This is a genomic window from Bremerella cremea (assembly GCF_039541315.1).
GTDB lineage: Bacteria > Planctomycetota > Planctomycetia > Pirellulales > Pirellulaceae > Bremerella > Bremerella cremea.
This window is the reverse complement of record NZ_BAABFZ010000003.1, coordinates 2,969,698-2,996,357: the sequence shown is the minus strand read 5'-3', so window position 1 is coordinate 2,996,357 and position 26,660 is coordinate 2,969,698. Positions and strand designations below refer to the sequence as shown.

The 26,660-nt window shown below is 55.7% G+C and carries 29 protein-coding genes and 1 tRNA gene; all 30 read right to left on the bottom strand.

Features of this window, described 5'->3' with window-relative positions:
* Window positions 1-54 precede the first annotated feature (54 nt).
* Window positions 55-600, bottom strand: coding sequence for a 50S ribosomal protein L6 (gene rplF / locus ABD890_RS14585; RefSeq protein ID WP_345090756.1), 546 nt, complete (start codon window positions 598-600; stop codon window positions 55-57).
* 111 nt (window positions 601-711) lie between these two features.
* A complete protein-coding gene (gene rpsH, locus ABD890_RS14580; protein WP_425548476.1) occupies window positions 712-1,107 on the bottom strand; it encodes a 30S ribosomal protein S8 in 396 nt (131 codons plus the stop codon).
* Between the two features lie 16 nt (window positions 1,108-1,123).
* Window positions 1,124-1,309 carry a type Z 30S ribosomal protein S14 gene (locus ABD890_RS14575; protein WP_345090754.1) on the bottom strand — a complete coding sequence of 62 codons (186 nt, stop codon included), beginning with the start codon at window positions 1,307-1,309 and terminating at the stop codon, window positions 1,124-1,126.
* 73 nt (window positions 1,310-1,382) lie between these two features.
* A complete protein-coding gene (gene rplE, locus ABD890_RS14570; RefSeq protein ID WP_345090752.1) occupies window positions 1,383-1,955 on the bottom strand; it encodes a 50S ribosomal protein L5 in 573 nt (190 codons plus the stop codon).
* Window positions 1,956-2,015: 60 nt separating this feature from the next.
* Window positions 2,016-2,351, bottom strand: coding sequence for a 50S ribosomal protein L24 (rplX, locus tag ABD890_RS14565; RefSeq protein WP_345090749.1), 336 nt, complete (start codon window positions 2,349-2,351; stop codon window positions 2,016-2,018).
* Window positions 2,351-2,719: a 50S ribosomal protein L14 gene (gene rplN, locus ABD890_RS14560; protein WP_345090746.1), complete on the bottom strand. Its 369-nt coding sequence runs from the start codon at window positions 2,717-2,719 to the stop codon at window positions 2,351-2,353. Before rplN ends, rplX begins: the two co-directional genes overlap by 1 nt.
* Before the next feature lie 71 nt (window positions 2,720-2,790).
* Window positions 2,791-3,105, bottom strand: coding sequence for a 30S ribosomal protein S17 (gene rpsQ, locus ABD890_RS14555; protein ID WP_345090743.1), 315 nt, complete (start codon window positions 3,103-3,105; stop codon window positions 2,791-2,793).
* Window positions 3,106-3,135: 30 nt separating this feature from the next.
* Window positions 3,136-3,339: a 50S ribosomal protein L29 gene (gene rpmC / locus ABD890_RS14550; RefSeq protein WP_345090740.1), complete on the bottom strand. Its 204-nt coding sequence runs from the start codon at window positions 3,337-3,339 to the stop codon at window positions 3,136-3,138.
* 71 nt (window positions 3,340-3,410) lie between these two features.
* Entirely contained in the window at window positions 3,411-3,836 is a 426-nt protein-coding gene (gene rplP, locus ABD890_RS14545) for a 50S ribosomal protein L16 (RefSeq protein WP_345090912.1), read from the bottom strand.
* Window positions 3,784-4,506: a 30S ribosomal protein S3 gene (gene rpsC, locus ABD890_RS14540; RefSeq protein ID WP_345090737.1), complete on the bottom strand. Its 723-nt coding sequence runs from the start codon at window positions 4,504-4,506 to the stop codon at window positions 3,784-3,786. The genes rplP and rpsC overlap by 53 nt, the downstream gene beginning before the upstream one ends.
* 45 nt (window positions 4,507-4,551) lie before the next feature.
* Complete coding sequence (rplV, locus tag ABD890_RS14535; protein WP_345090734.1) at window positions 4,552-4,902, bottom strand: 50S ribosomal protein L22; 351 nt, start codon at window positions 4,900-4,902, stop codon at window positions 4,552-4,554.
* A gap of 99 nt (window positions 4,903-5,001) precedes the next feature.
* Window positions 5,002-5,274, bottom strand: a complete 273-nt coding sequence (gene rpsS, locus ABD890_RS14530; protein ID WP_345090731.1) for a 30S ribosomal protein S19 — start codon at window positions 5,272-5,274, stop codon at window positions 5,002-5,004.
* A 58-nt stretch (window positions 5,275-5,332) separates the two neighbouring features.
* Window positions 5,333-6,193 (bottom strand): 50S ribosomal protein L2, encoded by an 861-nt coding sequence (gene rplB / locus ABD890_RS14525; protein ID WP_345090728.1) that lies wholly within the window; start codon window positions 6,191-6,193, stop codon window positions 5,333-5,335.
* A gap of 56 nt (window positions 6,194-6,249) precedes the next feature.
* Entirely contained in the window at window positions 6,250-6,576 is a 327-nt protein-coding gene (gene rplW, locus ABD890_RS14520; RefSeq protein ID WP_345090725.1) for a 50S ribosomal protein L23, read from the bottom strand.
* A gap of 65 nt (window positions 6,577-6,641) precedes the next feature.
* Window positions 6,642-7,274, bottom strand: coding sequence for a 50S ribosomal protein L4 (gene rplD, locus ABD890_RS14515; protein ID WP_345090722.1), 633 nt, complete (start codon window positions 7,272-7,274; stop codon window positions 6,642-6,644).
* A gap of 48 nt (window positions 7,275-7,322) precedes the next feature.
* Entirely contained in the window at window positions 7,323-7,979 is a 657-nt protein-coding gene (rplC, locus tag ABD890_RS14510; protein WP_425548480.1) for a 50S ribosomal protein L3, read from the bottom strand.
* Between the two features lie 146 nt (window positions 7,980-8,125).
* Window positions 8,126-8,443, bottom strand: coding sequence for a 30S ribosomal protein S10 (gene rpsJ, locus ABD890_RS14505; protein WP_105351940.1), 318 nt, complete (start codon window positions 8,441-8,443; stop codon window positions 8,126-8,128).
* Window positions 8,444-9,085: 642 nt separating this feature from the next.
* On the bottom strand, window positions 9,086-11,164 hold the full coding sequence (fusA, locus tag ABD890_RS14500; protein ID WP_345090711.1) for an elongation factor G: 2,079 nt from the start codon (window positions 11,162-11,164) through the stop codon (window positions 9,086-9,088).
* Between the two features lie 233 nt (window positions 11,165-11,397).
* Window positions 11,398-11,868, bottom strand: coding sequence for a 30S ribosomal protein S7 (gene rpsG / locus ABD890_RS14495; protein WP_345090708.1), 471 nt, complete (start codon window positions 11,866-11,868; stop codon window positions 11,398-11,400).
* Between the two features lie 94 nt (window positions 11,869-11,962).
* Window positions 11,963-12,331, bottom strand: coding sequence for a 30S ribosomal protein S12 (gene rpsL, locus ABD890_RS14490; RefSeq protein ID WP_105351948.1), 369 nt, complete (start codon window positions 12,329-12,331; stop codon window positions 11,963-11,965).
* Between the two features lie 344 nt (window positions 12,332-12,675).
* On the bottom strand, window positions 12,676-17,112 hold the full coding sequence (gene rpoC / locus ABD890_RS14485) for a DNA-directed RNA polymerase subunit beta' (RefSeq protein WP_345090701.1): 4,437 nt from the start codon (window positions 17,110-17,112) through the stop codon (window positions 12,676-12,678).
* Between the two features lie 146 nt (window positions 17,113-17,258).
* A complete protein-coding gene (rpoB, locus tag ABD890_RS14480; protein WP_345090698.1) occupies window positions 17,259-21,008 on the bottom strand; it encodes a DNA-directed RNA polymerase subunit beta in 3,750 nt (1,249 codons plus the stop codon).
* A 356-nt stretch (window positions 21,009-21,364) separates the two neighbouring features.
* Entirely contained in the window at window positions 21,365-21,778 is a 414-nt protein-coding gene (gene rplL, locus ABD890_RS14475) for a 50S ribosomal protein L7/L12 (RefSeq protein WP_345090695.1), read from the bottom strand.
* Window positions 21,779-21,907: 129 nt separating this feature from the next.
* Window positions 21,908-22,432, bottom strand: a complete 525-nt coding sequence (rplJ, locus tag ABD890_RS14470; protein ID WP_345090692.1) for a 50S ribosomal protein L10 — start codon at window positions 22,430-22,432, stop codon at window positions 21,908-21,910.
* Window positions 22,433-22,484: 52 nt separating this feature from the next.
* Entirely contained in the window at window positions 22,485-23,162 is a 678-nt protein-coding gene (rplA, locus tag ABD890_RS14465; protein WP_345090689.1) for a 50S ribosomal protein L1, read from the bottom strand.
* 53 nt (window positions 23,163-23,215) lie between these two features.
* Complete coding sequence (gene rplK / locus ABD890_RS14460; RefSeq protein ID WP_345090686.1) at window positions 23,216-23,641, bottom strand: 50S ribosomal protein L11; 426 nt, start codon at window positions 23,639-23,641, stop codon at window positions 23,216-23,218.
* 161 nt (window positions 23,642-23,802) lie between these two features.
* Window positions 23,803-24,633 (bottom strand): transcription termination/antitermination protein NusG, encoded by an 831-nt coding sequence (nusG, locus tag ABD890_RS14455; protein WP_345090683.1) that lies wholly within the window; start codon window positions 24,631-24,633, stop codon window positions 23,803-23,805.
* A 91-nt stretch (window positions 24,634-24,724) separates the two neighbouring features.
* Window positions 24,725-25,192, bottom strand: coding sequence for a preprotein translocase subunit SecE (gene secE / locus ABD890_RS14450; protein ID WP_345090680.1), 468 nt, complete (start codon window positions 25,190-25,192; stop codon window positions 24,725-24,727).
* 113 nt (window positions 25,193-25,305) lie between these two features.
* Window positions 25,306-25,378: transfer RNA gene (locus ABD890_RS14445), tRNA-Trp, on the bottom strand.
* A 57-nt stretch (window positions 25,379-25,435) separates the two neighbouring features.
* On the bottom strand, window positions 25,436-26,632 hold the full coding sequence (gene tuf / locus ABD890_RS14440) for an elongation factor Tu (RefSeq protein ID WP_345090678.1): 1,197 nt from the start codon (window positions 26,630-26,632) through the stop codon (window positions 25,436-25,438).
* Between the last annotated feature and the right edge of the window lie 28 nt (window positions 26,633-26,660).

Sequence of the window (26,660 nt, the reverse complement as noted above, 5' to 3'; positions counted from 1 at the left end):
CTACGACTTTCAGGCCGCGGCACGATGACTTCTACTTACGTGTATTGTTACCGATTACTTACCTGCGGCCTTACCAGGCTTCAGCTTGACGCGTTCACCTTGGTAACGAACGCCCTTACCCTTGTAAGGTTCAGGCTTGCGGACCGCACGCACTTCGGCGGCGAACTGTCCGACGCGTTGCTTGTCGATACCCTTGACGACGATGTGCGTCTGGTCAGGGCACTTCACGTCCAGATCCGTTGGGATCTTCTTGTGTACTTCGTTCGCGAAGCCAACACGCAATTGCAGGACGTCGCCAGCGATCGCGGCCAGGTAACCCACGCCCACGACTTCCAGACGTTTCTCGTAACCCTGGTCAACACCAACAACCATGTTCGCGACAAGAGCGCGAGTCAGGCCGTGCATTGCCTTGGCGTTACGCGAATCATTTTTACGCGTAACCACGACTTCGTTGGTGTCGCCGGCGACCTCAATCGTGATGTCGCTGTCGGCGGTGTACGAAAGCTTCCCCAAAGGGCCTTCGACATTGATGGTCTGACCATCAACCGAGGCTTTTACCTTCTCGGGAATCGCAACTGGTTTTCGACCTAGTCGGGACATTTTCTTAACCTAGCTGTAGGCAATGGGTCTCTACGAGGGAGACTGTCCTGGTGATGTGATGGAAATGCTTGAAGGTAATCGTCAGGCTCGTCGCATGACGAGCTAAGTGCGTTACCAAACTTCGCACAGAATTTCGCCGCCGATTTTCTTCTGGCGGGCTTCGCGGTCGCTGATCACACCACTGGAGGTACTGATCACCGAGATGCCCATTCCGTTCAGGATTGGACGCAGCTCGTTCGACTTCGAGTAAATTCGACGGCCAGGCTTACTGACACGCTTGATGTGCTGAATCACACGTTCCCCACTGGGACCGTACTTCAGTTCCAAGCGAATCTGCTTCACAGGCTCGGCTTCGATTTCTGCCCAGTCCCAGATATAGCCTTCACGCTTCAGCACATCGGCCAAACCGCGTTTGACCTTGGACGAAGGCATCTCAACGTGTGGGTGCTCGACGCGAACCGCATTGCGAATGCGGGTCAACATGTCGGCGATAGGGTCGGTCATCATAATACTTCGGGTCCCCTTACCAACTCGCCTTGCGTAAACCTGGAACTAGCCCTCGATCCGCCAAGTTGCGAATGCAAATACGGCAGACACCAAACTTCCGATACACGGCACGCGGACGGCCACACATAGTGCAGCGGCGCTCACGCCGAGACGAAAACTTCGGCTCGCGATTGGCCTTGGCGATTTTTGACTTGCTTGCCACGAGGATTTCCTACCTGGAAAACGAATCGACTGGGTAACAAACGTTATATACGGGTCCGCTCAAGCACAAAGGCTTAGGCGGTTTTCTGCTTCTTAGGTTCTTCTCGCTGGAACGGCATACCCAACAGGGCGAGCAGCTCGCGAGCTTCGTCGTCGGTTGCACCGGTGGTGACGAAGGTGATGTCCATCCCTTGCTGACGGGTGTACTTGTCCGGATTCAATTCCGGGAACACCATCTGCTCGGAAAGGCCCATCGTGTAATTGCCATTGCCATCAAAGCTCTTCGGGTTCACACCGCGGAAGTCGCGTACCTGTGGCAGTGCCAGGCTGACCAATCGGTCCAGGAACTCGTACATCCGTTGACGGCGAAGGGTGACCTTCACACCGATCGGCATGCCTTCACGCAGCTTAAACGATGCGACGCTCTTACGAGCACGGCAGATCATCGGGCGTTGGCCGGTGAACTCGCTCATCGCTTCGGCAGCTTCATCGACGTGCTTCTTTTCCGTGACTGCGGTACCGACGCCCATGTTGACGACGATCTTACGCAGACGTGGCAGGTTCATTGGGTTCTTACGACCCAGCTTTTCTGCCAGTGCTGGAAGCACTTCTTTTTCGTATTGTTCTTGGAGTCGTGGTTTGCTCATGGCTTATCTCGAACGATTTACCGGCTCACGCCTTGTTTTGGAAACTGCGTCAAGCAGTGATTACTTGGCGGGACTCAGCGAACCGATTTCGGCACCGCACGACTTGCAGTAGCGAACCTTGCTGCCGTCCTCTTTGATCTTGGCACCGGTCTTGGTGCGTTGCTTGCACTCGGTGCAAACCAGCATGACGTTGGAAATGTCAATTGGCATTTCCTTCGACAGCTTGCCACCCTTGGGGTTGCGTTGGCTTGGCTTGACGTGCTTATAGACCTTAGCGGCGCCTTCCACGAGGATCTTGCCGTTGTCTGGGAACACCTTCAGGACTTTGCCCCGGAGGTTGCCAGCGGCGTCGCCGCCAGTGATGATTTCGACGGTGTCGTCAACTTTGATATGCATTAGACCACCTCATTCGCCAAACTGACGATCTTCATGAACTTGCGATCTCGCAGCTCTCGTGCAACTGCACCGAAGATACGCGTGCCACGCGGGTTGTTGTCTTTGTCGATCAGCACCACTGCGTTGCGATCGAAGCGGATATAGCTCCCGTCAGGTCGACGAGTTGGCTTTTTGCAGCGAACGATGACAGCCCGAACGACTGCCTTCTTCTTCACGTCCGCACCCGCCACAACTTCTTTCACCGAGCAGATAATCACGTCACCCAGGCCAGCGGTACGCTTACGCGTTCCACCCAGAACCTTGATGCACATGACTTCCTTCGCACCGGTGTTGTCGGCGACGGCCAGTCTTGTTTCTTGTTGAATCATCGCTTCTTAAATCCAACCCTATGCCGCAGCCAGTTGGCCTTGGCGGTGTACAGGGGCTAAATACGGGGTGCCTAACCTTCTTGTTGTTCTTGCAGATGAGCGGCGGCTTCGCGGGCAGCCTTCAGGGCGGCCACGTCGACTTCCGTGCTCTTCTCCACAACTCGCACCAGTTCCCAGCGTTTGGTCTTGCTGCGAGGACGGCTTTCGATGATCTCGACCAGGTCACCCAGTCCCGACTCGTTGGTTTCGTCGTGGACGTGGCAAACCATGCGGCGAGAGTAGTACTTGCCGTACAGCGGATGGCGAATTCGGCGGGCGATTTCGACGCGTCGCGTCTTTTCTTGCTTGTCGCCCGTCACGCGACCGACCAATACTTTCTTAGGCATTGCCGAATCTCTCTAAATACTTCGCTTGAATTAGGTGCTGGCCGCGGCGGCTGCTCGCTCGCCTTGGATCGTCTTGATACGGGCCACCAGCTTGCGGTTCTTAGCCAACTCGCTAGGGGCGTCCAAACGTTCCGTCTGGGATTGAACTCGCAGACGGAACAGCGTTTCCATGGCGTTCGTAAGGTTCGCCTCGAGCTGTTCGTCGCTCAGTTCTCGCAGTTCGCTTGCTTTCATCGCTTTATCGCCTATCCACGTTCTATTCGCGGGTGATTAGCCGCCGACCATCTCAGCCTGGTTCCAAAGAACTAGGCTTCAGTTGTTTCCAGGTCCGGGCGACGACGCACGAAGCGGCATCGAACCGGCATCTTGTGGGCCAAACGAGCAAAGCAGATTTTAGCCTGTTGCTCGGTGACACCCTTGAGTTCGTACATGACGGTGCCAGGCTTAACCGTGGCGACCCATCGATCAGGTTCACCCTTACCTTTACCCATACGAGTCTCCAACGGGCGTGCCGTTACCGACTTGTGGGGGAAGATCCGGATGTACAACTTACCGATACCACGGACGTACTGCTGTGCAGCGATACGACCCGCTTCGATCGTTTGGGCGGTAATGTGACCCGCCTGTGTGGATTGAAGTCCAAAATCGCCGAGGACGACGGTATTGCCACGAGTGGCGTTACCTTTTATACGTCTTCTTTGGCTTTTTCGGTGCTTCACTCGTCTGGGCATCATAGCCATCGGAGTCGTCCCCTTCGTAAAAACCGTTATTAATCCAGACCTGGACCCCGATGTGACCTTGAGGCGTACGAGCTTCAGTGAAGCCGTAATCGATCTTCGCCCGCAGGGTGCTCAACGGAATCGATCCTTCAATAGCCTTTTCGCGGCGAGCCATTTCCGCACCACCAAGACGACCGGCCATTTGGATTTTGATGCCACGGGCACCGGCCTCCATGGTGCTTTCGATCGCACGTTTCATCGTGCGGCGGAAGCTGGCACGCTTGGCCAACTGATCGGCGATATCCTCGGCGACCAACTGGGCTCGCAGTTCTGGGCGACCGACTTCTTCAACCTTCAGATTGATGCGACGGCCAACCAGGTTTTGCAGTTCTTCCTGCAGCTTCTCGACTTCCTGACCCTTCTGACCAATGATCAGACCTGGTCGGGCAACGAACAGAGTCACGCGAACTTCGTCACGGGTCCGTTCGATTTCAACTTTGTCGATACCTGCATTACGGTACTTCTGACGAATGCGTTGATCAGGGTGCTTCAGGATGAAGTCACGGATCTTCTTATCTTCCAGCAATAGGGCTGGGAAATCACGCTTCGACGCAAACCATTTGCTCTTCCACCCGATCATGACGCCGGTACGAAACGCAATTGGATTAACTTTTTGTCCCATGCTTGTCTCTCGACTCGAAGACGGGGGCCTGCCTGGCGGCAAACCTTAGCCTTGGAGCTCCTCCAGGGTGACGTGGATGTGACAGGTCCGCTTCAAAATCGGGAACGCGCTTCCACGAGCTCGTGGGCGGAATCGCTTAATGATCGGGCCGCCATCGACGCGAGCTTCCGCGACGACCAACGCTTGCTGGTTGGCAGCACGCCCTTGGTTCTGTTCGGAATCTTGCGAGTTGCCGATGGCACTCTTGATGACTTCTTCCAGCAGGCGGGCACCACGATGCGGTTGGAACCGCAGGATGTCGAGTGCTTCGTCGGCCAGCTTGCCACGCACCAAATCGGCCAGCGGGCGCACCTTTCGCGGGCTGATGCGTGCCAGTCGGTGGGTCGCTTTGAACATGGTTGATCAACTCCTCGAACCACAAGCCAGGGAAACTTCCCTTCGGGGCTGTGGGCAGCCAAGCTGCATTTGCCAATCGGTATGCGTTATTTCGCTGGGTTACTTCTTTTTCTTGTCCGCACCGTGACCACGGAAGGTTCGCGTCGGTGAGAATTCGCCGAGCTTGTGCCCGACCATGTCTTCAGTGACATAAACCTTCAAGTGGGCCTTGCCGTTGTGGACCATGAAGGTGTGACCGACAAATTCCGGGATGATCGTGCAAGCACGCGCCCAGGTCTTGATCGGGTCCTTGGTGCCCGCTTCTTCTTGCAGGGCAACCTTCTTGTAAACGTTCGGGTCGACGTACGGCCCTTTTTTCAGGGATCGGCTCATTCTCGATAACCTTTAGGATCGCAGCCAGGTGGCTGGGCTTGCCTATCTAAGTGGGCTCTTACTTCAACACCTTCAGCAGACCGTAGCGACGCGAACGGCGACGGCGAACGATCGAGCGGTTGGAGGCCTTCTTACGGTGACGGGTTGCACCACCCTTGGTCGGCTTGCCTTGCGGCGTAACCGGGTGACGGCCACCCTTGGTACGACCTTCACCACCACCGTGCGGGTGGTCGATCGGGTTCATCGCGGTACCACGAACGTGAGGACGGCGACCGAGCCAACGACTACGACCCGCCTTACCCAACTGAACCTTCTCGTGATCCGGGTTACTGACACGACCGATAGTCGCACGGCAACGGCTCGAAACACGGCGAATTTCGCCACTTGGCAGCGACAACTGAGCCCAGTCAGCTTCGCAAGCCATCAAGGTTGCCGAGCTGCCGGCACTGCGACACATCGCACCACCGCGGCCTGGAACCATTTCAATGTTGTGAACCGTGGTACCAGCCGGAATATTCTTCAACGGCATGCAGTTGCCAACGGATGGCGAAGCTTCCGAACCGCTTTGAACCTTGTCGCCAGCCTTCAAGCCATCGGGAGCGAGGATGTATCGCTTTTCACCGTCGGCGTAGTTCAGCAAGGCAATACGAGCACTGCGGTTTGGATCGTACTGGATCGAATCGACCACTGCTGGCACACCGTCTTTGGCACGACGGAAGTCAATCACGCGGTAACGACGCTTGTGACCGCCACCACGGTGACGGGCAGTGATCTTACCTTGATTGTTACGACCACCGGTCTTGGTGATCTTGCGAAGCAGGGCCTTTTCCGGCGATGCACCCTTGGTCAACTCCTTGAAGTCGCTGACCGAGGCGTTACGACGCCCAGCGGAAGTCGGCTTGTATTTTCGGATACCCATGGTTCGTCTCGTAGTCTATTTCGTGTCGCTGCGGTTTTCGGTGGGACCAGCGTCTATTAATAGAAGTCGATCTTTTGATCGTCGGCCAACGTGACGATGGCCTTCTTCCAGTTACGGGTCTTGCCGTTGCGGAAACGATATCGGCGGGCCTTACCCTTCCGAGTCTGCGTTTTCACGCTGGCGACTTTGACGTCGAACAACTCTTCAATCGCCCGGCGGACATCCAACTTGGTGGCTACCGGAGCGATCTCGAACGTGTATTGATTCAGTTCTTCCGAGACCTGAACACCCTTTTCGGTGACCAGAGGACGCAGAATCACCTGGTGCGATTCCAGCGTACGGGTCGGGGTGTCTTCACTCGGTTTATAATAGGGCCGTGCCATTTTGGCACCTCTGTCGCTAAGTCAGGTTGAATTGATTTACTGCCAAGCCAATCGACCAAAAGCGATTACTCGCTCTTGCCTTCTTTCCGCAAGGAATCGAGGGCAGCCTTGGTGATCACCAACTTCCGCGGACGCAGAACCGAGTAGGCATTCAGTTCAGCGACTGGGCTGACCGAAACACCTTCGATGTTCCGTGCACTGCGGTAGAAGATCGGATCGTACTTTTCCAAGGCGATCGCAACCTTTTGACCGTAAATACCGAGTGCCTTCAGAGCACCAGCGACATTCTTGGTCTTGATTTCGTCTTGAGCGAAGTCGTCGACAACAACAACCTGCTCGCCCTGGATCTTGCTGGCGATCGCCATGCGAGTCGCGATCTTCAGGGCCTTCTTGTTCAGGCGGTACGAGTAGTCACGAGGGCGGATCGCAAAAATGTGACCACCACCACGACGAACGCCACTACGCTTGGAACCAGCACGTGCGTTACCGGTGCCCTTCTGGCGATACATCTTCTTCGTCGAACCGGCAACTTCAGCACGGGTCTTGGTACGGTGCGTACCCTGACGAAGGTTGGCTTGGTACATCACGACGGCATCGTGAAGCAATTGCTTGTTGATCGACGGAGCGATTTCAGCCGGGTCAAGTTCGTACTTGCCGACTTCCTTTCCGCTCTTGTCAAAAATGGGCAAACTCACCATGGGATAATTCTTTCACGCGAGGCGCGATTTGTTTCCAGAGGAAATCCGTTAGCGGACCATGTTGGTTTCACGAACGATCACGTAACCGCCGTTCGGGCCAGGCACGGCACCGTTGAGCAGAATCACGCCGTTTTCTTCGTCAACCTTGATAACCTTCAGGTTACGACTGGTAACCTTGGCGTTACCGTATTGGCCGCTCATGCGAAGGCCTTTGAAGGTGCGGCTTGGGTAGGCACTGCAGCCAGTACCACCGGTGTGACGGTGAACCTTCTTCACACCGTGAGTGGCTCGCTGACCGGCGAAGTTGTGTCGCTTCATCACACCAGCGTAACCGCGACCGCGGCTAGTACCGATGACGTCGACACGGGCCGTTTCTGCCAGAACGCCAATGCCGATCTCTTGACCGACTTCAGCACCTTCGACCGAACCACGAAGTTCACGAACGAACTTCTTTGGTTCGCAGCCAGCCTTGGGTGCAGCTTCTGCACCAGCGGCGGCCAGCTTCTTGGCTCGCTTGCTCGAGAGAGGAGCAACGTGACCACGTTCGCTACGAATCGCCAATCGGCGAGGCTTGTCGTCGTATCCGAGCTGAACTGCCTCGTAGCCATCACGCTCCAGGGTTCGCACCTGAAGCACGTGACAGGGACCTGCTTGTACAACCGTAACCGGGATAACTTCGCCAGACTCAGTATAGATCTGGGTCATCCCAACCTTACGGCCGAGTATGCCTTTTGCCATGATTCGTCGCCTTGTAGTCCGTTGCTCGCTTCGATGGATTAGCCAAGTCGGCCAATTACCACCCGAAGCTTCCAGCCATCCAAAGACTCTTTAAAACGAGCTGTGAAATAAAACTATCGAGTCGTTGCCTTGATCTTGATATCGACACCAGCTGGCAGATTCAGCTTGTTGAGCGATTCGATCGTCTTGGCGGTAGCCTGAACGATGTCGATCAGACGCTTGTGCGTCCGCACTTCAAACTGCTGACGAGCCTTCTTGTCGATATGCGGACCCGACAGAACGGTGTAACGTTCAATACGAGTCGGCAACGGAATGGGACCATGAACTTCCGAATGGGTACGCTTCGCCGTATCGACGATATCGAGAGCACTCTGATCCAAGATCGAGTGATCGTAAGCTTCCATCCGAATGCGAATAATTTCTTTCGCCACGCTTCTGATCCCTATTAACTGCTTCCCGGCGTACCGGGCTGGTAAATTTCTTTTCGCTCCCTACTGGCTCTTTGAGCTAGACGGGAAACAGATGATATTAAAAATCGTGGCCGATTTCGTCAATGGGCGCCGGTTCTTATTTCGAACCTTTTTCAAAGGTGCGACTCAGTTCTGATGAAAACTGGTGTTTTCCCGAGTAAAATCGCCTCACACGCGGGTCACCGCGATGACAGCAAAAGGGGAAAACGTGTCGCATTCTTCGCCCGAATCACCTTACCGGAACGAACCGGAAAGCAATTCCAGGCCAGCACCCACGTCGAAATCGATCATTTACCCGATTTCGGAAACGCCGACCCGCCCTTCTGCCGTGAAGTGGCAACTGGGATTGGCTGGGCTTTTCATCCTGATGACCGTTGTTGCTACTGGCCTCGGACTAGCTCGCCTGGTCGGCGTTCATCTGGAGCACTTCTTGGCAGTGCTCGTTTTGCTGATCACCGTGGGCTTCTACCTCCTCCATGGCCTGACTCTTGCCTGGTCGTGGTGGAGAAGACGATCAACTCGATCAGCGGAAGGGCATCATTGTCCAGAGAATCACGTCGAACGCTAGGCCCGGAAGTCGCCAGAGGCCCCACTTTCCGCAATTTACATAAACTGTTTGGCAATCTCTGCGGGTGCCGGAGCATATTTCAGCGGCTCCATGCTGCTGGATGCCCGCCCCTGACTGAGACTTCGCATCGCGCTCGAGTACCCGAACAGCTCGGCCAGCGGGGCATGTGCCTCGATCACGACGTCGCCTGAGCGATTCTCTGTCTTTGCGATTTCGCCACGACGCTTCATGATGTCGCCCACGAAATCCCCCATGTAATCATCTGGGGTCGTGATCGTGAGCTTCATGATCGGCTCGAGCAACGTGGGAACAGCGGCTTCAAGCCCCTTCTCAAACGCATCACCGGCGGCAATGGCGAAGGCGGTATCTGTCGAACCGACTTCGGCAATCTCGCCACCCAGGATCGTGATCTTCAAATCCGCCAACGGGAAGCCACCGATGATGCCGCCGCCCGCGGCGCGGCTACGAAGCTCTTCCATAGCGGCTTCGATCAACTCGAACGGCACGTCATCTGGAGGGCACTTCGAGATCACCAGCACCGAAGGCGTTTGATTCGGGATATGTTCGACCTGGATCGTGAGCTTCGCGAACAACTGCGTCCCCTGAATCACGCGATGGCATTCGCCGGTCACCTTCGCCGACTTGCCGACCGTTTCGCGATAACTCACGCGCGGCTTATGCACCTTGACGTTAAGCTTGAAATCCCGGAGCAAGCGGTGACGAATGACCTCGAGATGTAACTCGCCCATCCCGCTGATAATTGTCTGCCCGGTGTCTTTATTTTCGTTCGCGGCGAAGGTCGGGTCTTGCCGACGCATCATGGCCAGCGTATCGGAAAGCTTGTCGCGATCGGCCGAAGATTCCGGTTCGATCGCCATCCCAATGACCGTCTCTGGGAAGTTAATTGACTCAAGCAAAATCGGGCTTCGCGTATCACAAAGCGTGTCTCCCGTGACCGAATGACGCAGCCCGATGATGCCGACGATGTCGCCCGTACCGACGTGATCGACCTGGTCTTTTCGCGAAGCCTGAATGTGCCAAAGCTGAGCACAGTTCTCTTTGACATCACGACCTGGGTTGAGCAAGCGACTATTCGGCTTAAGCTCACCGGAATAGACCCGCACCCAAGTCATATCGCCATGCTTTGCAGGCAACACCTTGAACACCAAACCACAGAAAGGTTCATCCGGATCGGTCGTCCGCGTTTCCGTTTGATTCTTCTTGGCAGGGTTCGTCCCCACGACGGGCGGAACATCTTTGGGACTCGGCAGGAAGTAGGTGACCGCGTCCAGAATCGGCTGCACACCAATGCCGTCGAGAGCAGAGCCGCAGAGCACCGGCTGGATCTCACGAGCGAGAGTTGCTCCGCGGAGAACCTTGCGAATGAGTGCCGTTGGAATTGGCTCGTCACCGAGGCTCATCTCCATCAGCTCGTCGCTGTGGTCGTACAGCTTCTCGAGCAGATTCGTTCGCCACTGCTGGGCCTTCTCGACGTAGTCTTCTGGAATCTCCTGCACGTCAATCGTGCGATCCTGATCCCCTTCGCCGAAGGTCAGCATCTTCATCTCGATCAGATCGATCACCCCTCGAAACGCATCGGCCAGATGCGGCGGGCCAGCCCCAACAGGAATCTGAATCGGAACTGGATTCGCCTTCAAGCGACGCTCGATTTCCTGCAGCACCGGATAGAAGTCGGCACCTTCGCGGTCCATCTTGTTGATGAACGCGATCCGCGGCACCTTGTATCGATCGGCCTGACGCCAAACCGTTTCACTCTGGGCTTCCACACCTTCGCGGGCACTGAATACGACCACACCGCCGTCGAGCACACGCAGGCATCGTTCCACCTCCGCCGTGAAATCGACGTGGCCAGGGGTGTCGATCAAGTTGACCGTGCATTCCTTCCAAGGGAACGTTACACACGCCGAGTAAATCGTGATCCCACGCTCCGCCTCTTCTTCATCGAAGTCAGTCGTCGTGGTCCCTTTATCAACCTCACCCACCTTGTGCGAGGCACCACTGTAGAACAGCATACGCTCGGTCACCGTGGTTTTCCCGGCGTCGATATGGGCAATCACCCCGATGTTTCGGATGTCTTCAAGTTTACGAGCCATGACTCTCTTGCCAGCCTCCAGCGGCCGGACCTTTCCTGCTTCTCAATGAACGGCAAACGTGAACTGATATTTTGGCGGCTTCTGCACCGTAAGACTATGGCGGGCAACTGATTAATTGCACCCGCGACAGCCTTGTCTCGAGCGATCTCAACACACCCCGACGCGGCACAAGGCTTCCGTCGGCGCATAAAAAAAGCCGCACTTTTGGGAAGCACGGCTTTCTTTGAGCGGTCTTACCAGGCGAAGTGAGCGAATGCCTTATTCGCGTCCGCCATACGGTGAACGTTTTCACGCTTGGTGTAGGCGGTACCTTCGCGGTTGTAAGCGGCAAACAATTCGTCAGCCAACTTCAGGTGGGTCGGACGACCCTTCTTGTCGCGAACAGCGCCCAGCAACCAACGGATGGCGAGCGACTGCTGACGGGTACGATTGACCTGCATAGGAACCTGGTAAGCAGCACCACCGACGCGCTTCGAGCGAACTTCGATGTGCGGCTTCACGTTCTCGACAGCCTGAGTGAAGACGTCAATCGGCTGCTCTTCTGGCAGACGCTTTTTCAGCTCGTCCATGGCACCGTAGAAAACTTCCTGAGCGGTCGTCTTCTTGCCATCCTGCATCAGACAGTTGATGAACTTGCTGGCCAGGATCGACTTGTAGCGAGGATCTGGCTTCAACGTTTCGCGGCTGGCGGTGATCTTACCCATCGTTGGTAACTAACTATTCGCTATTGATTCAGTATTGGAATGTATTCAATGACGAGACGCGGCGACCAGCGAACCGGCCCAAGCGACGTCAAGCTTAGCTCTTCTTGGCACCGTAACGGCTACGCGACTGCTTACGGCCATTCACGCCGAGAGCATCGAGAGCACCACGGACCACCTGGTAACGCACACCCGGAAGGTCGCGAACACGACCGCCGCGAACCAGCACGATCGAGTGTTCCTGCAGGCTGTGACCTTCGCCTGGGATGTACACGGTGACTTCCTTCTGGTTCGACAGACGCACACGAGCGATCTTACGAAGAGCCGAGTTCGGCTTCTTCGGGGTCATCGTGCGGACCTGCAAACAGACACCACGCTTCTGCGGGCACTTCTCCAAAACTGGAGACTTGCTGAACTTACGCTTTTTCTTTCGTGGCTTGCGAACGAGCTGATTGATGGTGGGCATGGAGTCGCCGTTACTTCTAAGCTACGCCGACTGGTTGCTGTCCAGTCGACCGAATTTCTGTTTGCTTACTGTCGCTTCCCACGGACAATGGGAAGCCCTTTAAATTATCCGATTGCCGAAAACTGTCAACCCGTAATGGACGCCCCGCGCGAAAACGGCTAGGCGATTTCTCGAGCTGAATCCTGCTTTCTGGCACTGCGAGCTACTTTTCAGCACCTTGGGTGCCGCAAAAGCATCCTTCGCTTTTGCTGGTTTAGAAAAAAGAAGCATGGCCACTTTTGCGTGACCATGGCTTCCGATTTTCCAACGAGCCGGGCAAACCAAGCTGCCCAGCCGCTTCTGTTTTACAATTCGTCGTCGCCTGGCTCGAAGCCTTCACCACCTTGCGGAGGCATTGGAGGCTGCTGAGGAGGCTGTGGCTGACCATAGGTCGGGCCTTCGGTTGCCGGAATCGGTCCGCCACCACCGAGCAGGCTTTCCAGCCCTGGGGCTGGTGCCATTTCCGAGATCGCGGCAGGGCCCTGGCCATCGCCGTTGTCTTGCAGCAGCGGGAAGCTGTCTTCCAGCGTGCGTTCGCGAGTTCGCGAAGCAAGTTCGGCCAGGGCTTCTGGATTGATTCGGACTTCCGAATCCTGGAAGGTGCGGAAACCGGTACCCGCTGGGATCAAGTGACCCAGGATCACGTTTTCCTTCAGACCGATCAGTTCGTCGACCTTACCTGCCAGGGCAGCCTCGGTGAGAACCTTCGTCGTTTCCTGGAAGGACGCCGCCGAGATAAAGCTGGAGCTCTGAACGGCAGCCTTGGTGATACCCAACAACTGCGTCGAAGCACTTGCTGCGGCTGGCTTCACACCCTTGGCAGGCGTTCCACCCAGCGATTCGATCTGGCCATTTTCCTGCTCCAAAGCTTCCTTCGGAACGATCATGCCTTCGCTGAACTGCTGCGAATCGCCAGGACCCGAGATCTTCAAACAACGCGACAACTGGTCGTTGGCACGACGGAAGTCGAACTTGTCCATCACCAGGCCAGGCAACAGGCTCGTGTCGCCAGCCGAGTCAACCATCACCTTTCGCAGCATGCGAGCGACGATGATTTCGATGTGCTTATCGTTGATTTCCACACGCTGGCTGCGATACACACCCTGAATTTCGTGCAGCAGGTACTGCTGAACGGCTTCTTCACCGGAGATCCGCAGAATGTCGTGAGGAACCAGTGGACCGTCGATCAGCGACTGACCAGCCCGGACGTAGTCACCGGTATGAACCAGGAATCGCTTACCGTGTGGCACCAGGTGCTCGCGTTCGATACCCGACTCGTTGCGGACGATAATCGTTCGCTTGCCACGCTTCTTCTCCGAGAGAATCTCGACGACACCGTCGATCTCAGCCATCACAGCTGGATCCTTCGGCTTACGAGCTTCGAAGATTTCCGTGACTCGCGGCAGACCACCGGTGATGTCCTTAACACCGCCCGATTCACGCGGGGTGCTGGCCACCGTGGTACCGGCCGAAACCTTGGTACCTTCGTCGGCGTCGATGATCGCCTTTTCTGGCAGGTAATAAACGTCGAGCGGCTTGCCGTCTTCGTCTTCGATCACGAGCTGCGGATGGAAGTCACCCTTGTGCTCGGTGATCATGCGACGTTGGTGACCGGTGGAGTCGTGCTCGATCATCATCGTTTCGCCTTCGACCACGTCCTCGTAGCGGACGCGACCACCGACTTCAGCGACGATCGGAATCGAGTAAGGATTCCAAGAGCAGAGGACCTGACCGGTCTTCACCTCTTCGTTTTCTTTGACTTCCAGGATCGCACCAGTTGGCACGTCGTAGCTTTCGATTTCACGACCCTTGGCGTCGACGATCGTGATTTCACCATTACGGGTGAGCACGATGTTTTTGCCTTCGTCGTTCGTCGCAGTCCGCATGCGCGTGAACTTGACGAAACCACCACGCTTGGTCTTCTTTTCGTGTTCTTCGGTATCGGTAACGGCCACACCACCGATGTGGAACGTACGCATCGTCAGCTGAGTACCAGGTTCACCAATACTCTGGGCGGCGATGATACCGACGGCCATGCCTTCTTCGACCTGATCGCCGGTCGACATGTCCATACCGTAGCAAGCCTTGCAGCAACCCAGACCATTGTCGCAGGTCATTGGGCTACGAACTTGAATGCGTTCCAGACCCATCTTCTCGATCTTGCGAGCGGTGTCTGGGGTGATCATTTCGTTTTCGCGAACGATCACTTCGTCGGTGATCGGATTCACGATGCTCTGACGGCTCACACGACCCTTGATCGCGTCTGCCAGTGAGACTTCGACCTTTTCACCACGGTAGATGACCCCCTTAGTAATACCCTGGGTCGTACCGCAATCTTCAGCCGTGATCACCACGTTCTGAGCAACGTCGGCCAGCTTACGAGTCAGGTAACCCGAGTCAGCCGTCTTTAAAGCCGTATCCGCCAGACCCTTACGGGCACCGTGCGTCGAGGAGAAGTACTCGAGCACCGTCAAACCTTCGCGGAAGTTCGACTTAATTGGTGTTTCGATGATTTCACCACTCGGCTTGGCCATCAGACCACGCATACCGGCCAGCTGACGAATCTGTTCGGTACCACCACGAGCACCAGAGTCGGCCATCAGGTACACCGGGTTCACGTAGCCGTGACCACCACGGTCGTCGTTCTTCATCTCGGTCATCATCTCGGCAGTAATCTGCTCACGAGCATGAGTCCAAGCATCGAGAACCTGGTTCACACGTTCTTTGTCCGTGATCACACCACGTTCGTACAGTTTCTTGAACTTGATCACCTTCTTTTCAGCTTCACCAATGATCTTGTGCTTCGAGTCTGGAGTCACAAGGTCGTCGGTCGCGAAGGAGAGACCGCTGCGGGTCGATTCGCGGAAGCCGAGCTGATTCATATCGTCCAGCAGGTTGATCGTCGCACGGCGACCCAGACGCTGATAGCAGTCCGAAATCACCTTCGACAATTCGCTACTACCCATCGAGAAGTTGTAGTAGTCCATGCCTGCAGGCAGCATTTCGTTGAACAAAACGCGACCGAAGGTGGTTTCAACAATTCGGCTGGAGGTCTGTTCGTCGTCCTCGCCCTTGAGGCTGCGGCCTTCAGGAAGTCGAACCTTCACGAGAGCGTGCAGATCGATGATCCCCTGAGCGAAGGCATAGTCCGCTTCTTCCATCGAAGCGAAGGTCATCCCTTCACCCGGACGGTTCGGCAGGCTGATGGTGATGAAGTTACAACCCATCACCACGTCCTGCGACGGGCTCATGATCGGCTTACCATTGGATGGGGCGAAGATGTTGTTCGTCGCCAGCATCAGGGTATGGGCTTCGACCTGGGCTTCGATCGAGAGCGGCAAGTGAACCGCCATCTGGTCACCGTCGAAGTCGGCGTTGAAGCCTTTGCACACCAGTGGGTGCAAGTGAATCGCGTTGCCTTCCACCAGGGTGGGCTCGAAGGCCTGGATACCCATACGGTGAAGCGTCGGAGCACGATTCAACAGGACCGGGTGATTCTGAATCACCGATTCCAAGATGTCCCAGACTTCTTCATCCTTGCGTTCGAGCATCTTTTTGGCGCTCTTGATGGTGTCGGCATGACCGAGCACCTTCAGCTTGCGGATGATGAAGGGTTGGTACAGTTCCAGGGCGATCTTCTTTGGCAGACCGCACTGATGCAGCTTCATACGCGGACCGACCACGATCACGCTACGAGCTGAGTAGTCAACTCGCTTACCCAGCAGGTTTTCGCGGAAACGACCCTGCTTACCCTTGATCATATCGGTCAACGATTTGAGCGGACGGTTGCTGCTACCCAGAACCGGACGCTTGCAGCGGTTGTTGTCGAACAGAGCGTCGACCGACTGCTGCAACATACGCTTTTCGTTGCGGATGATGACTTCAGGAGCGTTTAGGTCGACCAACTTACGCAGACGGTTGTTGCGGTTGATGATACGACGGTAGAGGTCGTTCAAGTCGGAGGTGGCAAAGTTGCCCGAGTCCAACAGAACGAGCGGACGCAGATCCGGTGGAATAACCGGGATCACGTCCATGATCATCCACTCTGGCTTGTTGTCGCTGTCACGGATCGCTTCGACGATCTTCAAGCGATTGATGTAGTCTTTTCGCTTCTGCTTCGAACCAGTTTCCTGCAGGTCCTTGCGGAGGTCGATCGACAACTGCACCAGGTCGAGACCTTGCAGCAACTTACGAACCGCTTCGGCACCCATGTCCGCTTCAAACGAACCGCTACCGAACTGTTCGACGGCGCCACGGTATTCTTCCTCGGTCAGCGTCTGGAACTTTTCCAGATCGGTGCTACCTGGATCGACGACGACGTAATCCTGGAAGTAGATCACCTTTTCCAGGCTCGAGGTCTTCATGGCCAACAGGTTGCCCAGTCGGCTTGGCATTGCCTTGAAGAACCAGATGTGGACAATCGGCGCGGCCAGTTCGATGTGGCCCATTCGCTTACGGCGAACGCGGCTGTGAGTGATCTTCACCCCACAGCGATCGCAGATCATGCCTTTGTATTTCATGCCGCGATACTTACCGCACGCACACTCCCAGTCCTTCTCAGGACCGAAGATACGTTCGCAGAAAAGGCCGTCCTTTTCTGGGCGATACGTTCGGTAGTTGATCGTTTCCGGCTTCTTGACTTCACCGAACGACCAGCTCCGAATGTCGTGAGGCCGTGCTAGGCTGATCTTGACCGCGGTGTAATCGTTGATTCGGTCGTAAGAGCTTTCGAGAATACTCATGGCCCGTGCTCCTTATTTCTATCCACTTGGATGGTCGGTATGGTGAAGATGCAGCCGGTCGCGTGGCGTCGGAACCAGCCGCGGGTCGTTCCATGCCAGCAGGGCTTCCTTAGATGAGCCCTGCCAGCCGCAGCCGAAGTCGCCTGTTACAGGCGACGCTTTTCGAGCTGCATGTTCAACCCAAGCCCTCGGATTTCGTTGGTCAACACGTCAAAGCTGGCGGGCGTACCGGCTTCCAGCGTGTTTTCACCTTTGACCATCGATTCGTAGATCTTCGTACGTCCTTCGACGTCGTCACTCTTCACAGTGAGCAGCTCTTGGAGGATGTAGGCAGCACCGTAGGCTTCCAGAGCCCACACTTCCATTTCCCCAAATCGCTGGCCACCGAATCGAGCCTTACCACCCAGAGGTTGCTGAGTAATAAGCGAGTAAGGACCAGTGCTACGAGCATGCACCTTGTCATCAACCAGGTGATGCAGTTTCAGCATGTAGATGTAACCAACGGTCGTTTCCTGGTTCAACGATTCGCCGGTTCGGCCGTCTTGCAGGCGAGCCTTACCATGACGAGGCAGACCAGCTTCTTCCAGGCAGTCGTTGATGATCTCTTCGGAAGCACCGTCGAACACCGGAGTGATGGCCTGGAAGCCAAGTTTGGCCCCGGCCCAACCCAGGTGGGTTTCCAGAATCTGCCCCACGTTCATACGCGAAGGCACGCCCAGCGGATTGAGCATGATCTGGATTGGCGTACCGTCTGGCAAAAACGGCATGTCTTCCACCGGGAGGATCTTGGCGATCACACCCTTGTTACCGTGGCGACCGGCCATCTTGTCACCGACCGAGATCACCCGCTTGGTGGCAATGTAAACCTTGACCATCTGCAGAACACCACTGCGAAGTTCATCACCTCGCTTCATGCTGTTCAGCTTGCGGTCACGTTGGTCGATGGCGAGTTCGATCGCTGGCCACTTCGCAGCGTAAAGCTGACGAATGCTGGCGACACGCTCTTCGCTCTTGAGTGGTTCCAGAACCTTGTAGAGACGGAACTGCTGAGCCTGTTCGGCGATGAACTTGGCATCCTGATCGCGAGTGATCGGAGTGCCATCTTCGTCGGTGACCGTCTTACCGAGGATCTTTTCGATCTCGCCAATGAACTCGGCGAACAGTTCGCTGATCGCGGCGTTGCCTTCGCTTTCGGCGTCCTTCAGGGTCTTCTCGAATGCCTTTCGTTCGTCGTCTGAGAGGCTCATGCGGCGAGCAAACTTCTCGGCCTGAACGACGATACCTTCGATACCCGATGGCACTTCCAGCGAGTCGTTCTTCACGTCTTCACCGGCACGACCAAAGATCGCGTGCAGCAGCTTTTCTTCCGGCGTCAGTTCGGTCTTGCTCTTCGGCGAGACCTTACCAACCAGAATGTCACCTGGCTTCACGTAGGTACCGACTTGAACGATACCGTTCTCGTCGAGGTTGCGGAGCATCTTTTCCGAGACATTCGGGATGTCCCGGGTGAAGTCTTCGCGGCCCAGCTTGGTTTCGCGAATTTCAACGTCGAACTCTTCGATGTGAATCGAGGTATAAACGTCCTGCTTCACCAGTTCTTCGCTGATGATGATCGCGTCTTCATAGTTGTAACCGTCGAAAGACATAAAGCCGACCAACACGTTACGGCCCAGGGCCAATTGACCACCATGGGTCGCGGCACCATCGGCCAGCACGTCACCAGCAGTAATCTTCTGGCCCATCTTGACGACAGGATGCTGGTTCAAGCAGGTACGTTCGTTCAAGCCGACAAACTTACGCAGATTGTAAACGTCTTCGGCATGTTCGGCGGCACCGCTCCGTTCGACGATCACCTTCAACGCGTCGACGTATTTCACAACACCGTCGTACTTGGCGCGAATGATCATGCTCGAGTTCATCGCCACGTCACGTTCGACACCGGTGCCGACGATCGGCGGTTCGGCGACCAACAGTGGCACAGCTTGACGCTGCATGTTGGAACCCATGAGAGCGCGGTTCGCGTCGTCATGTTCGAGGAACGGAATCAACGCTGCGGAAACACCCACCATCTGGCAAGGAGCCACGTCGATGTATTCCACTTCCGTCGGAGCAACCAATTCGAAGTCGCTGCGATAGCGAGCGATGATCAGGTCACCCAACAGGGCGTCTTCATCATCGGTCGGGGTATCGGCCGGAGCCACCAGGGCGTCCGATTCTTCGTCAGCGCGAAGCCAAACGAAACCCTTGGCAACTTTACCGCTGGTCACCTTCCGATATGGGGTGATCAAGAAGCCGTATTCGTCCACCGAAGAGTAGAGAGCCAGGCTGCTGATCAAACCGATGTTCGTACCTTCCGGCGTCTCAATCGGGCAAATACGACCGTAGTGAGAGATGTGAACGTCGCGGACCTCGAAGCCAGCACGCTTACGATTCAAACCGCCTGGGCCGAGAGCCGACAGGCGACGTTCGTGCGTGAGCATCGAGAGCGGGTTGGTCTGGTCGACCACTTGCGACAGTTCGCCACGACCGAAGAAATATTCGATGGCGGCCGAAATGCTCTTTGGATTGACCAGGTTGCGAGGAGTCATGTCCTCGGCATCCTTCAGGCTCATTCGTTCCTGAACCGTACGACGCAGCTTCAGGAAACCCTTTCGCATTTCGTCGCAAGCCAGCTCGTCGATCGTCCGCAGACGACGATTGCCAAGGTGGTCGATATCGTCGATACGAGCACGCTTGTCACCGGACGACAAGTTCAGGATGTAACGAATCGCTGCGATCAAGTCTTCTGGGCGGAGGGTCTGTTGACCTTCTTCGACGTCCAGGCCTAGCTTTCGGTTCATACGGAAACGACCCACGCGACCGAGACGGTAGCGGTTTTCGTCGTAGAACTTTTCAGCAAACAGAGTCTTCGCCTTTTCCAGCTGCGGAGGATTACCTGGTCGCAGACGCTGGTAGATGCGAAGCAGCGCTTCTTCATGACTCGAAGTGTTGTCTTCGCCGAGCGCGTTGAAAATCAACGGCGTCTTGGGCGGTTCCATCACTTCGACTTCATCGATCCCGGCGGAGCAGATCAACTCGGCGATGTTGCGGCTGATCTTCTGGCCTGCTTCCAGAATGATTTCGCCAGCGCGGTCGCTGCTGCTTGGGTAGATAATGTCGTCGACAGCGATCTTGTTCTCGATCTTCGAGACGCTGCGGCCATCTTTGACCGACTCGATGGTCGATTCGTAGAAGGCGCGGATCACGTCGGCGTCGCTACTGTATTCCGGCGACATGGCACGGAGTAGCGTCGTGGCGGCGAACTTACCACTCTGGTCGATACGAACCGTGAGCGAATCCTTCTTCGACACGTTCACTTCGATCCAGCTACCACGTTCCGGAATGACACGACAGCTTGGCAGCTTCTTGTCGGACGTGGTGTCTTGTTCCAGCACGAAGTCGACACCAGGGCTGCGATGCAGCTGGCTAACGACCACACGCTCGGCACCGTTGATGATGAACTCACCACCACCGAGCATGACGGGCAGATCGCCCAGGTAGACTTCTTCCTCGATTGGCTCTTCTTTATTCAAGCGAAGCCAAATGCGAAATGGGCGACCATAGGTCAACCGCAGCTGCTTGCATTCCTCTGGCGTGTAGCGCGGCTTGCCCAGTTCATAACGGACGTAATCAAGTTGATTCTGTCCGTCGTAGCTCTGGATCGGGAAGATCTCACGCAGGACACTTTCAATGCCCAACTCTTGATCTCGCTCTTCCGCTTCCACCTCCGCTTGCAGGAAGTTTTTGTAGCTCAGGGTCTGAATTTTCGTCAGATCCGGCGGAGCCATATAAATCGATTGACTTCCGAACCGACGAACTTCAGTTGGTTCCAGCCGTCGTTGCGACGAGGTAGCCATAGGCGACGCGACTCCTTGGGCGGCAAATCAAAATAACATACTCTCACGCCGAAACGACGCGGATCCGATACCAGGGTTCTAGCAAACGGTCCGAGAAAGAAGGCGAGAAAGCATGAGCGATACGGGCGGACAGTAGAGGCTCAAGATCGAGTGCGCTAGCCGGTGCGCGCAGCTTGCCCGCAGCAAGCTAGCACGCCCGCTGTTGCGGGCGCGCACTCTCACCTGATTCCCATCCATGCTGTCAAAAGAAAAAGAAGATCCAGAAGACTTCAAAATCACACCTCGCGACGTTGCCTCTTCAGTATAGGGGAGGCAACGCCGAAGTGAAAACAGGAAATCAGCGAAATACCGACGTCTTACTTGATTTCGACGACAGCACCAGCTTCTTCCAATTCCTTCTTGACCTTCTCGGCATCTTCCTTCGAGACGCCTTCCTTGATCTTGCTCGGGACACCTTCAACCATGTCCTTGGCTTCCTTCAAGCCCAGACCGGTGATGCCACGAACAACCTTGATCACGCCGATCTTCTGAGCACCGAAGTCGGTCATGACGACGTCGAATTCGGTCTGCTCAACAGCGGCAGCGGCACCACCACCGTCACCGGCAGCGGCCACCATGACACCACCACCAGCGGCGGCTTCGATACCGTGAGCGTCCTTCAGGTAATCACCCAGCTCAACGGCTTGCTTCAGGGTCAAACCAGCGATCTGATCGCCCAAACCCTTGATTTCTTCGGACACTTCAACGGTTGCAGTTGCTTCTTCGGACATTTCGGATCTTATCCTTTCAACACGATTTGCAGGGGAGGGATCCGCCTGCGCCAGGGAATACGGATGTTTTGTTAGTTAAGGAAACAATCGATCGGCAAAAGCCGTTCGACGTTTGCCAAGTGAAGGAGCTTAGCCTTCTTGATTTTCGCCAACCTGCTTGACCTGCGAGGCCAACTTGGCACCTGGACCCTTGATCTGGGCACCCAGGGTACGTCCAGGCCCCAGAATCTGACCCACCAGAAGCGAGAGCTGTTCAGCTCGATTGGGCCATTTGCTGATTGCCTTGACAGTGTCGGGCGTCAGGGATTCACCATCCATGACACCACCCTTGGCGGTGAAGCCCGGGAACTTGTCGTCGTCATTCAGCTTGATGATTTCTTTCGCCAGGTCGACGAAGTCACCATCACCCCAAACGATCGCCGTGCTCCCTTCCATGGATTCGAAGGCCGGAGCGAGAGACGTGCCTTCGCAGGCCTTGGCTGCCAGCGTGCGACGCACGACCAACAGGCTCAGACCCTTTTCGCGGAGCTGCTTGCGAACCAGAAAGGTCTTGTCCGCATTCATCCCCACCACGTCGACTACCAGAAGGTCGTTCACCCCTTCCAGTCGTTTCGACAGATCGGAGATCACCAGGTTTTTCAGATACTTACTCATGGCTCTGGGCTTTAGTTATGTGTGTTTGCGTAACGCTTGATGTCAGGACCAATTAGAGAGCGACTTGAACCCCAGGGCTCATCGTGGCACTCAGATTGACGCTACGAACATAGGTGCCCTTCGCCGCTTGCGGCTTGAGGCCATTGATGTGATCCACAAAAGCGCGAATGTTGTCTTCGAGCTTATCGGCTTCAAAGCCGAGGCGACCGACGACCGCGTGCACGATGCCCGTTGGGTCGTTGCGGAACTCGACTTTACCAGCCTTATATTCTTTAACGACGCGAGCAACGTCTGGCGTGACCGTACCTGCACGTGGCGATGGCATCAAACCACGCGGACCGAGGACGCGCCCCAGAGGACCAACCAGGCCCATCATGTCTGGAGTCGCGATACAGACGTCGAAGTCGAGCCAGCCATCTTTGATCTTCTTAGCGAGATCTTCGGCACCCACTTCGTCTGCACCGGCCTCTTTGGCAGTTGCGACGTTGTCACCCTTTGCGAAGACGATGACTCGCTGGATCTTGCCAATACCGTGCGGCAGAACCAGAGCACCACGAACCAGCTGATCCGCCTGCTTCGGGTCGATACCCAAACGCATGGCAATTTCGACCGTCTGGTCAAACTTGGTGGTGTTGAACGACTTCAGCAGCACGATTGCGTCTTTGAGGGTCAAAGCGTCTGCTGGAACCTTTTCGAGAAGGGCTCGATATCGTTTGGATTGTGTAGGCATCGTCAATCGCCAATTTGTAGGGAGATAATGTTCGGGTTAGACAGATCGGAAACCTATTCCGCGACTTCCAGACCCATGCTGCGAGCCGTACCTTCAATCATACGGCGAGCATGATCCAGATCGCGGGCATTCAGGTCCGCCATCTTCTGATTGCAGATGTCGTCGATCTGCTCCTTGGTAACCTTGCCAACCTTTTTCGTGTTCGGCGTGCCACTTCCCTTGGCCAGGCCAGCAGCCTTCTTCAGCAGTGCAGCGGCCGGTGGGCTCTTGCAGATGAACTCGAAGGTACGGTCGCTGTAAACGGTGACGACAACCGGAATCGGCATGCCGTTGAATTCGCGAGTCTTGTCGTTGAACTGCTGAACGAACTGACCGAGGTTCACACCGTAACGACCCAACGAGGTACCAACCGGAGGAGCCGGAGTGGCCTGACCGCCGGGGACCTGAAACTTCGCTTGACCTACTTGTTCCCGTGCCATTTTGCTGTTTCCCGTGCCGCAGTTGATTGCTAGAACCAACTGCCACCGAATGCTGTGAAAACTGTCTGCTTATAAAACAAAGGCCCCGAGGCTCGTTCTCTGTCTTCCGCCGGCGAAGGGGAGTTAGAAGAATCGACCACCGGTGCAACGCGTGGCGTGGACTAAACTGGCTCCATTTGCCAGTGTTCCATCTCCACAGGCGTTGTGCGGCCGAAAATATTAATCATGACCGTGACTCGGCCATTGGTGTTGTCGATCACCTCGACATCCCCTTCGAAGTTCTCGAAGGTTCCTTCGGTGATGCGAACATGGTCGCCAATCTTGAAGCGAATGTTCGTCTTGACTTCTTCCTGCTCACCTTCATCAGGCTTGCGCGTCTTCTTGACGATGCGATCCACTTCGTGCGGCAACATGGGAACGGGCTTGCCGCCTGCTCCGGTGAAATCACCAATGCCGCCGGTCTCGCGAACCAGGAACCACGTTTCGTCGTTGATTGCCATGTGCACGACGATATAGCCTGGGTAGAGCTTCTGCTTGGTGACTTTCTTCTTGCCGTTCTTGTATTCCACCAGGTCCTCGGTGGGCACAAGAATCTCGCCAAAGTACCCCTCGAGTCCGGCCATTTTGACGCGCCGAATCAGGTTCGTGCAAATCGACTTTTCGCGATTGCTCTGAACCTTGAGGATGTACCATTCCTTCTGAGCCTCGTCCGCGGGCTCGATTTCTTCTTCGGTTACTTCTTCGATCGGGCCGCGATTCTTGCCTGTCTTTCTGGCGACGGGAGCTGGCTTTTCCTCAGCCGGTTCCTCTTCCGCAGAAGGCTCTTCAGCCTCGGAAGTGACTTCCTCCGACGACTCTTCCTCGAACGGCGCAGATTCTTCGACAGCTTCCTCCGGAGTCGTTACTTCCTCCGATTGAGCTTCTGCGTCCACATGGGCCCCTTCTTCAGGGTCCTTTTCGGGATCGAACGAGTTGTCAGGAGCATTTGCCACGAAACTTAACCTTAACCAGCCCGAAGACTGGACCATCGAAAGTGACGTGCACCGCAAAATTTGTGCGGTGCTTCATCTGGCCAACGACCAACTAGGTACCGACGGTTCCTGGATCTGGCGGAATCAGTCGGATCGTTTTGAACAGCGTGATCCACGCCAGGTCAAAAGCAAACAGCAACACAGCCAGGATGAAGATCAACGAGATAACCACGATGACACTTCGCCACAGCTCAGCCTTGGAAGGCCAAGTAACCTTAGTCATTTCGGCTTCGACGTTAATCAAAAAATTGGCAAACGTCGGCCAGTTAATCAGTCGGTAAGCGATCCAAAAGCCAATGGCGCCAACTGCCGCTGGGATAACCCAGTGCAACTTCATCGCAGTCAGATCAGCATACGAACCGAGCCATTGATAAAGCTGGTAAGCAGCGATCGCAATGAGCACCCAAATCGCAATCAGGGTAGCCTGGCGGGCAATTCTGCCTTGATTCCGCTTGAACCGTCCCGTCTGCACCATCTCACTGAGCAGGGAAGGGGAACTAGCGGTCTTCTCCTTGGCCATGGTCACTCTCAGTCTTTGGCGTTCCTGCCGCGGCGACGTCGCTGGTGTTTATCTTCCAGGATGACTTTACCGGTGCGACTCGCCCAACAAGTTTGGTAACACCAACGAAAAAGCAGGGGCGGAGGGAATCGAACTCTCAACATCTGGATTTGGAATCCAGCGCTCTGCCAATTGAGCTACGCCCCTAGCAGCATCGCCGGACACAGGAAGCCTGGCCCGGCGAAGCTTGAATATCAACAATGCTTACGCGGTGATCTTGGTAACAACGCCGGAACCGACGGTCTTACCACCTTCACGGATAGCGAAGCGAACGCCTTCAAACATGGCGATTGGCTTGTGAAGTTCGACTTCGATCTTGACGTTGTCGCCCGGCATGCACATTTCAGCACCAACCAGGTTGGCGGTACCGGTGACGTCGGTCGTTCGGAAGTAGAACTGTGGACGGTAACCGCTGAAGAACGGCGTATGACGACCGCCTTCTTCCTTGCTCAAGCAGTAGATTTCTGCCTCGAACTTGGTGTGCGGGTTAACCGAACCTGGCTTGGCCAGAACCTGACCACGCGAGATGTCTTCACGCTTAACACCACGGAGGAGGCAACCGACGTTGTCGCCAGCGTAGCCTTCCTGCATGACCTTGTTGAACATTTCAACGCCGGTGACGGTGGTCTTGGTCGGCTTTTCGGTCAGACCGAGAATTTCGACTTCTTCACCAACCTTCACAACGCCGCGTTCGATACGGCCAGTCGCCACGGTACCACGACCTTCGATCGAGAACACGTCTTCGATAGCCATCAGGAATGGCTTGTCGGTTTCACGAGTTGGTTCCGGGATGTAGCTATCGAGAGCTTCCACCAGCTCGGTGATGCACTTCGAAGCCTCTGGGTCGGCTGGATTGTTGTAAGCGGCCAGCGAGTTGCCACGAACGACTGGGCAATCGTCGCCAGGGAAGTCGTTCTTGCTCAGCAGTTCGCGAACTTCCAATTCAACCAGGTCCAGCAACTCTTCGTCGTCAACCAAGTCGCACTTGTTCAGGTAAACCACGACGTAAGGCACACCGACCTGGCGAGCCAGCAGCACGTGTTCCTTGGTCTGTGGCATTGGACCGTCAGCAGCCGAAACCACCAGAATTGCACCGTCCATCTGGGCGGCACCGGTGATCATGTTCTTCACAAAGTCAGCGTGACCGGGGCAGTCAATGTGTGCATAGTGACGAATCGGCGATTCGTACTCGACGTGAGCCACAGCGATGGTAACGGTCTTCGTTTCGTCACGAACGGTACCACCCTTGGCGATTTCGGAGTACGCCTTCATCTTGGCCAGACCCTTGGCAGCTTGAACTGCGAGGATCGCACCGGTGGTGGTCGTTTTACCGTGGTCGATGTGACCGATGGTGCCAACGTTGACGTGAGGTTTAGATCGTTCAAATACGTCCTTGGCCATTTTCTATGTCTTTCTTACCCCAGTTAAA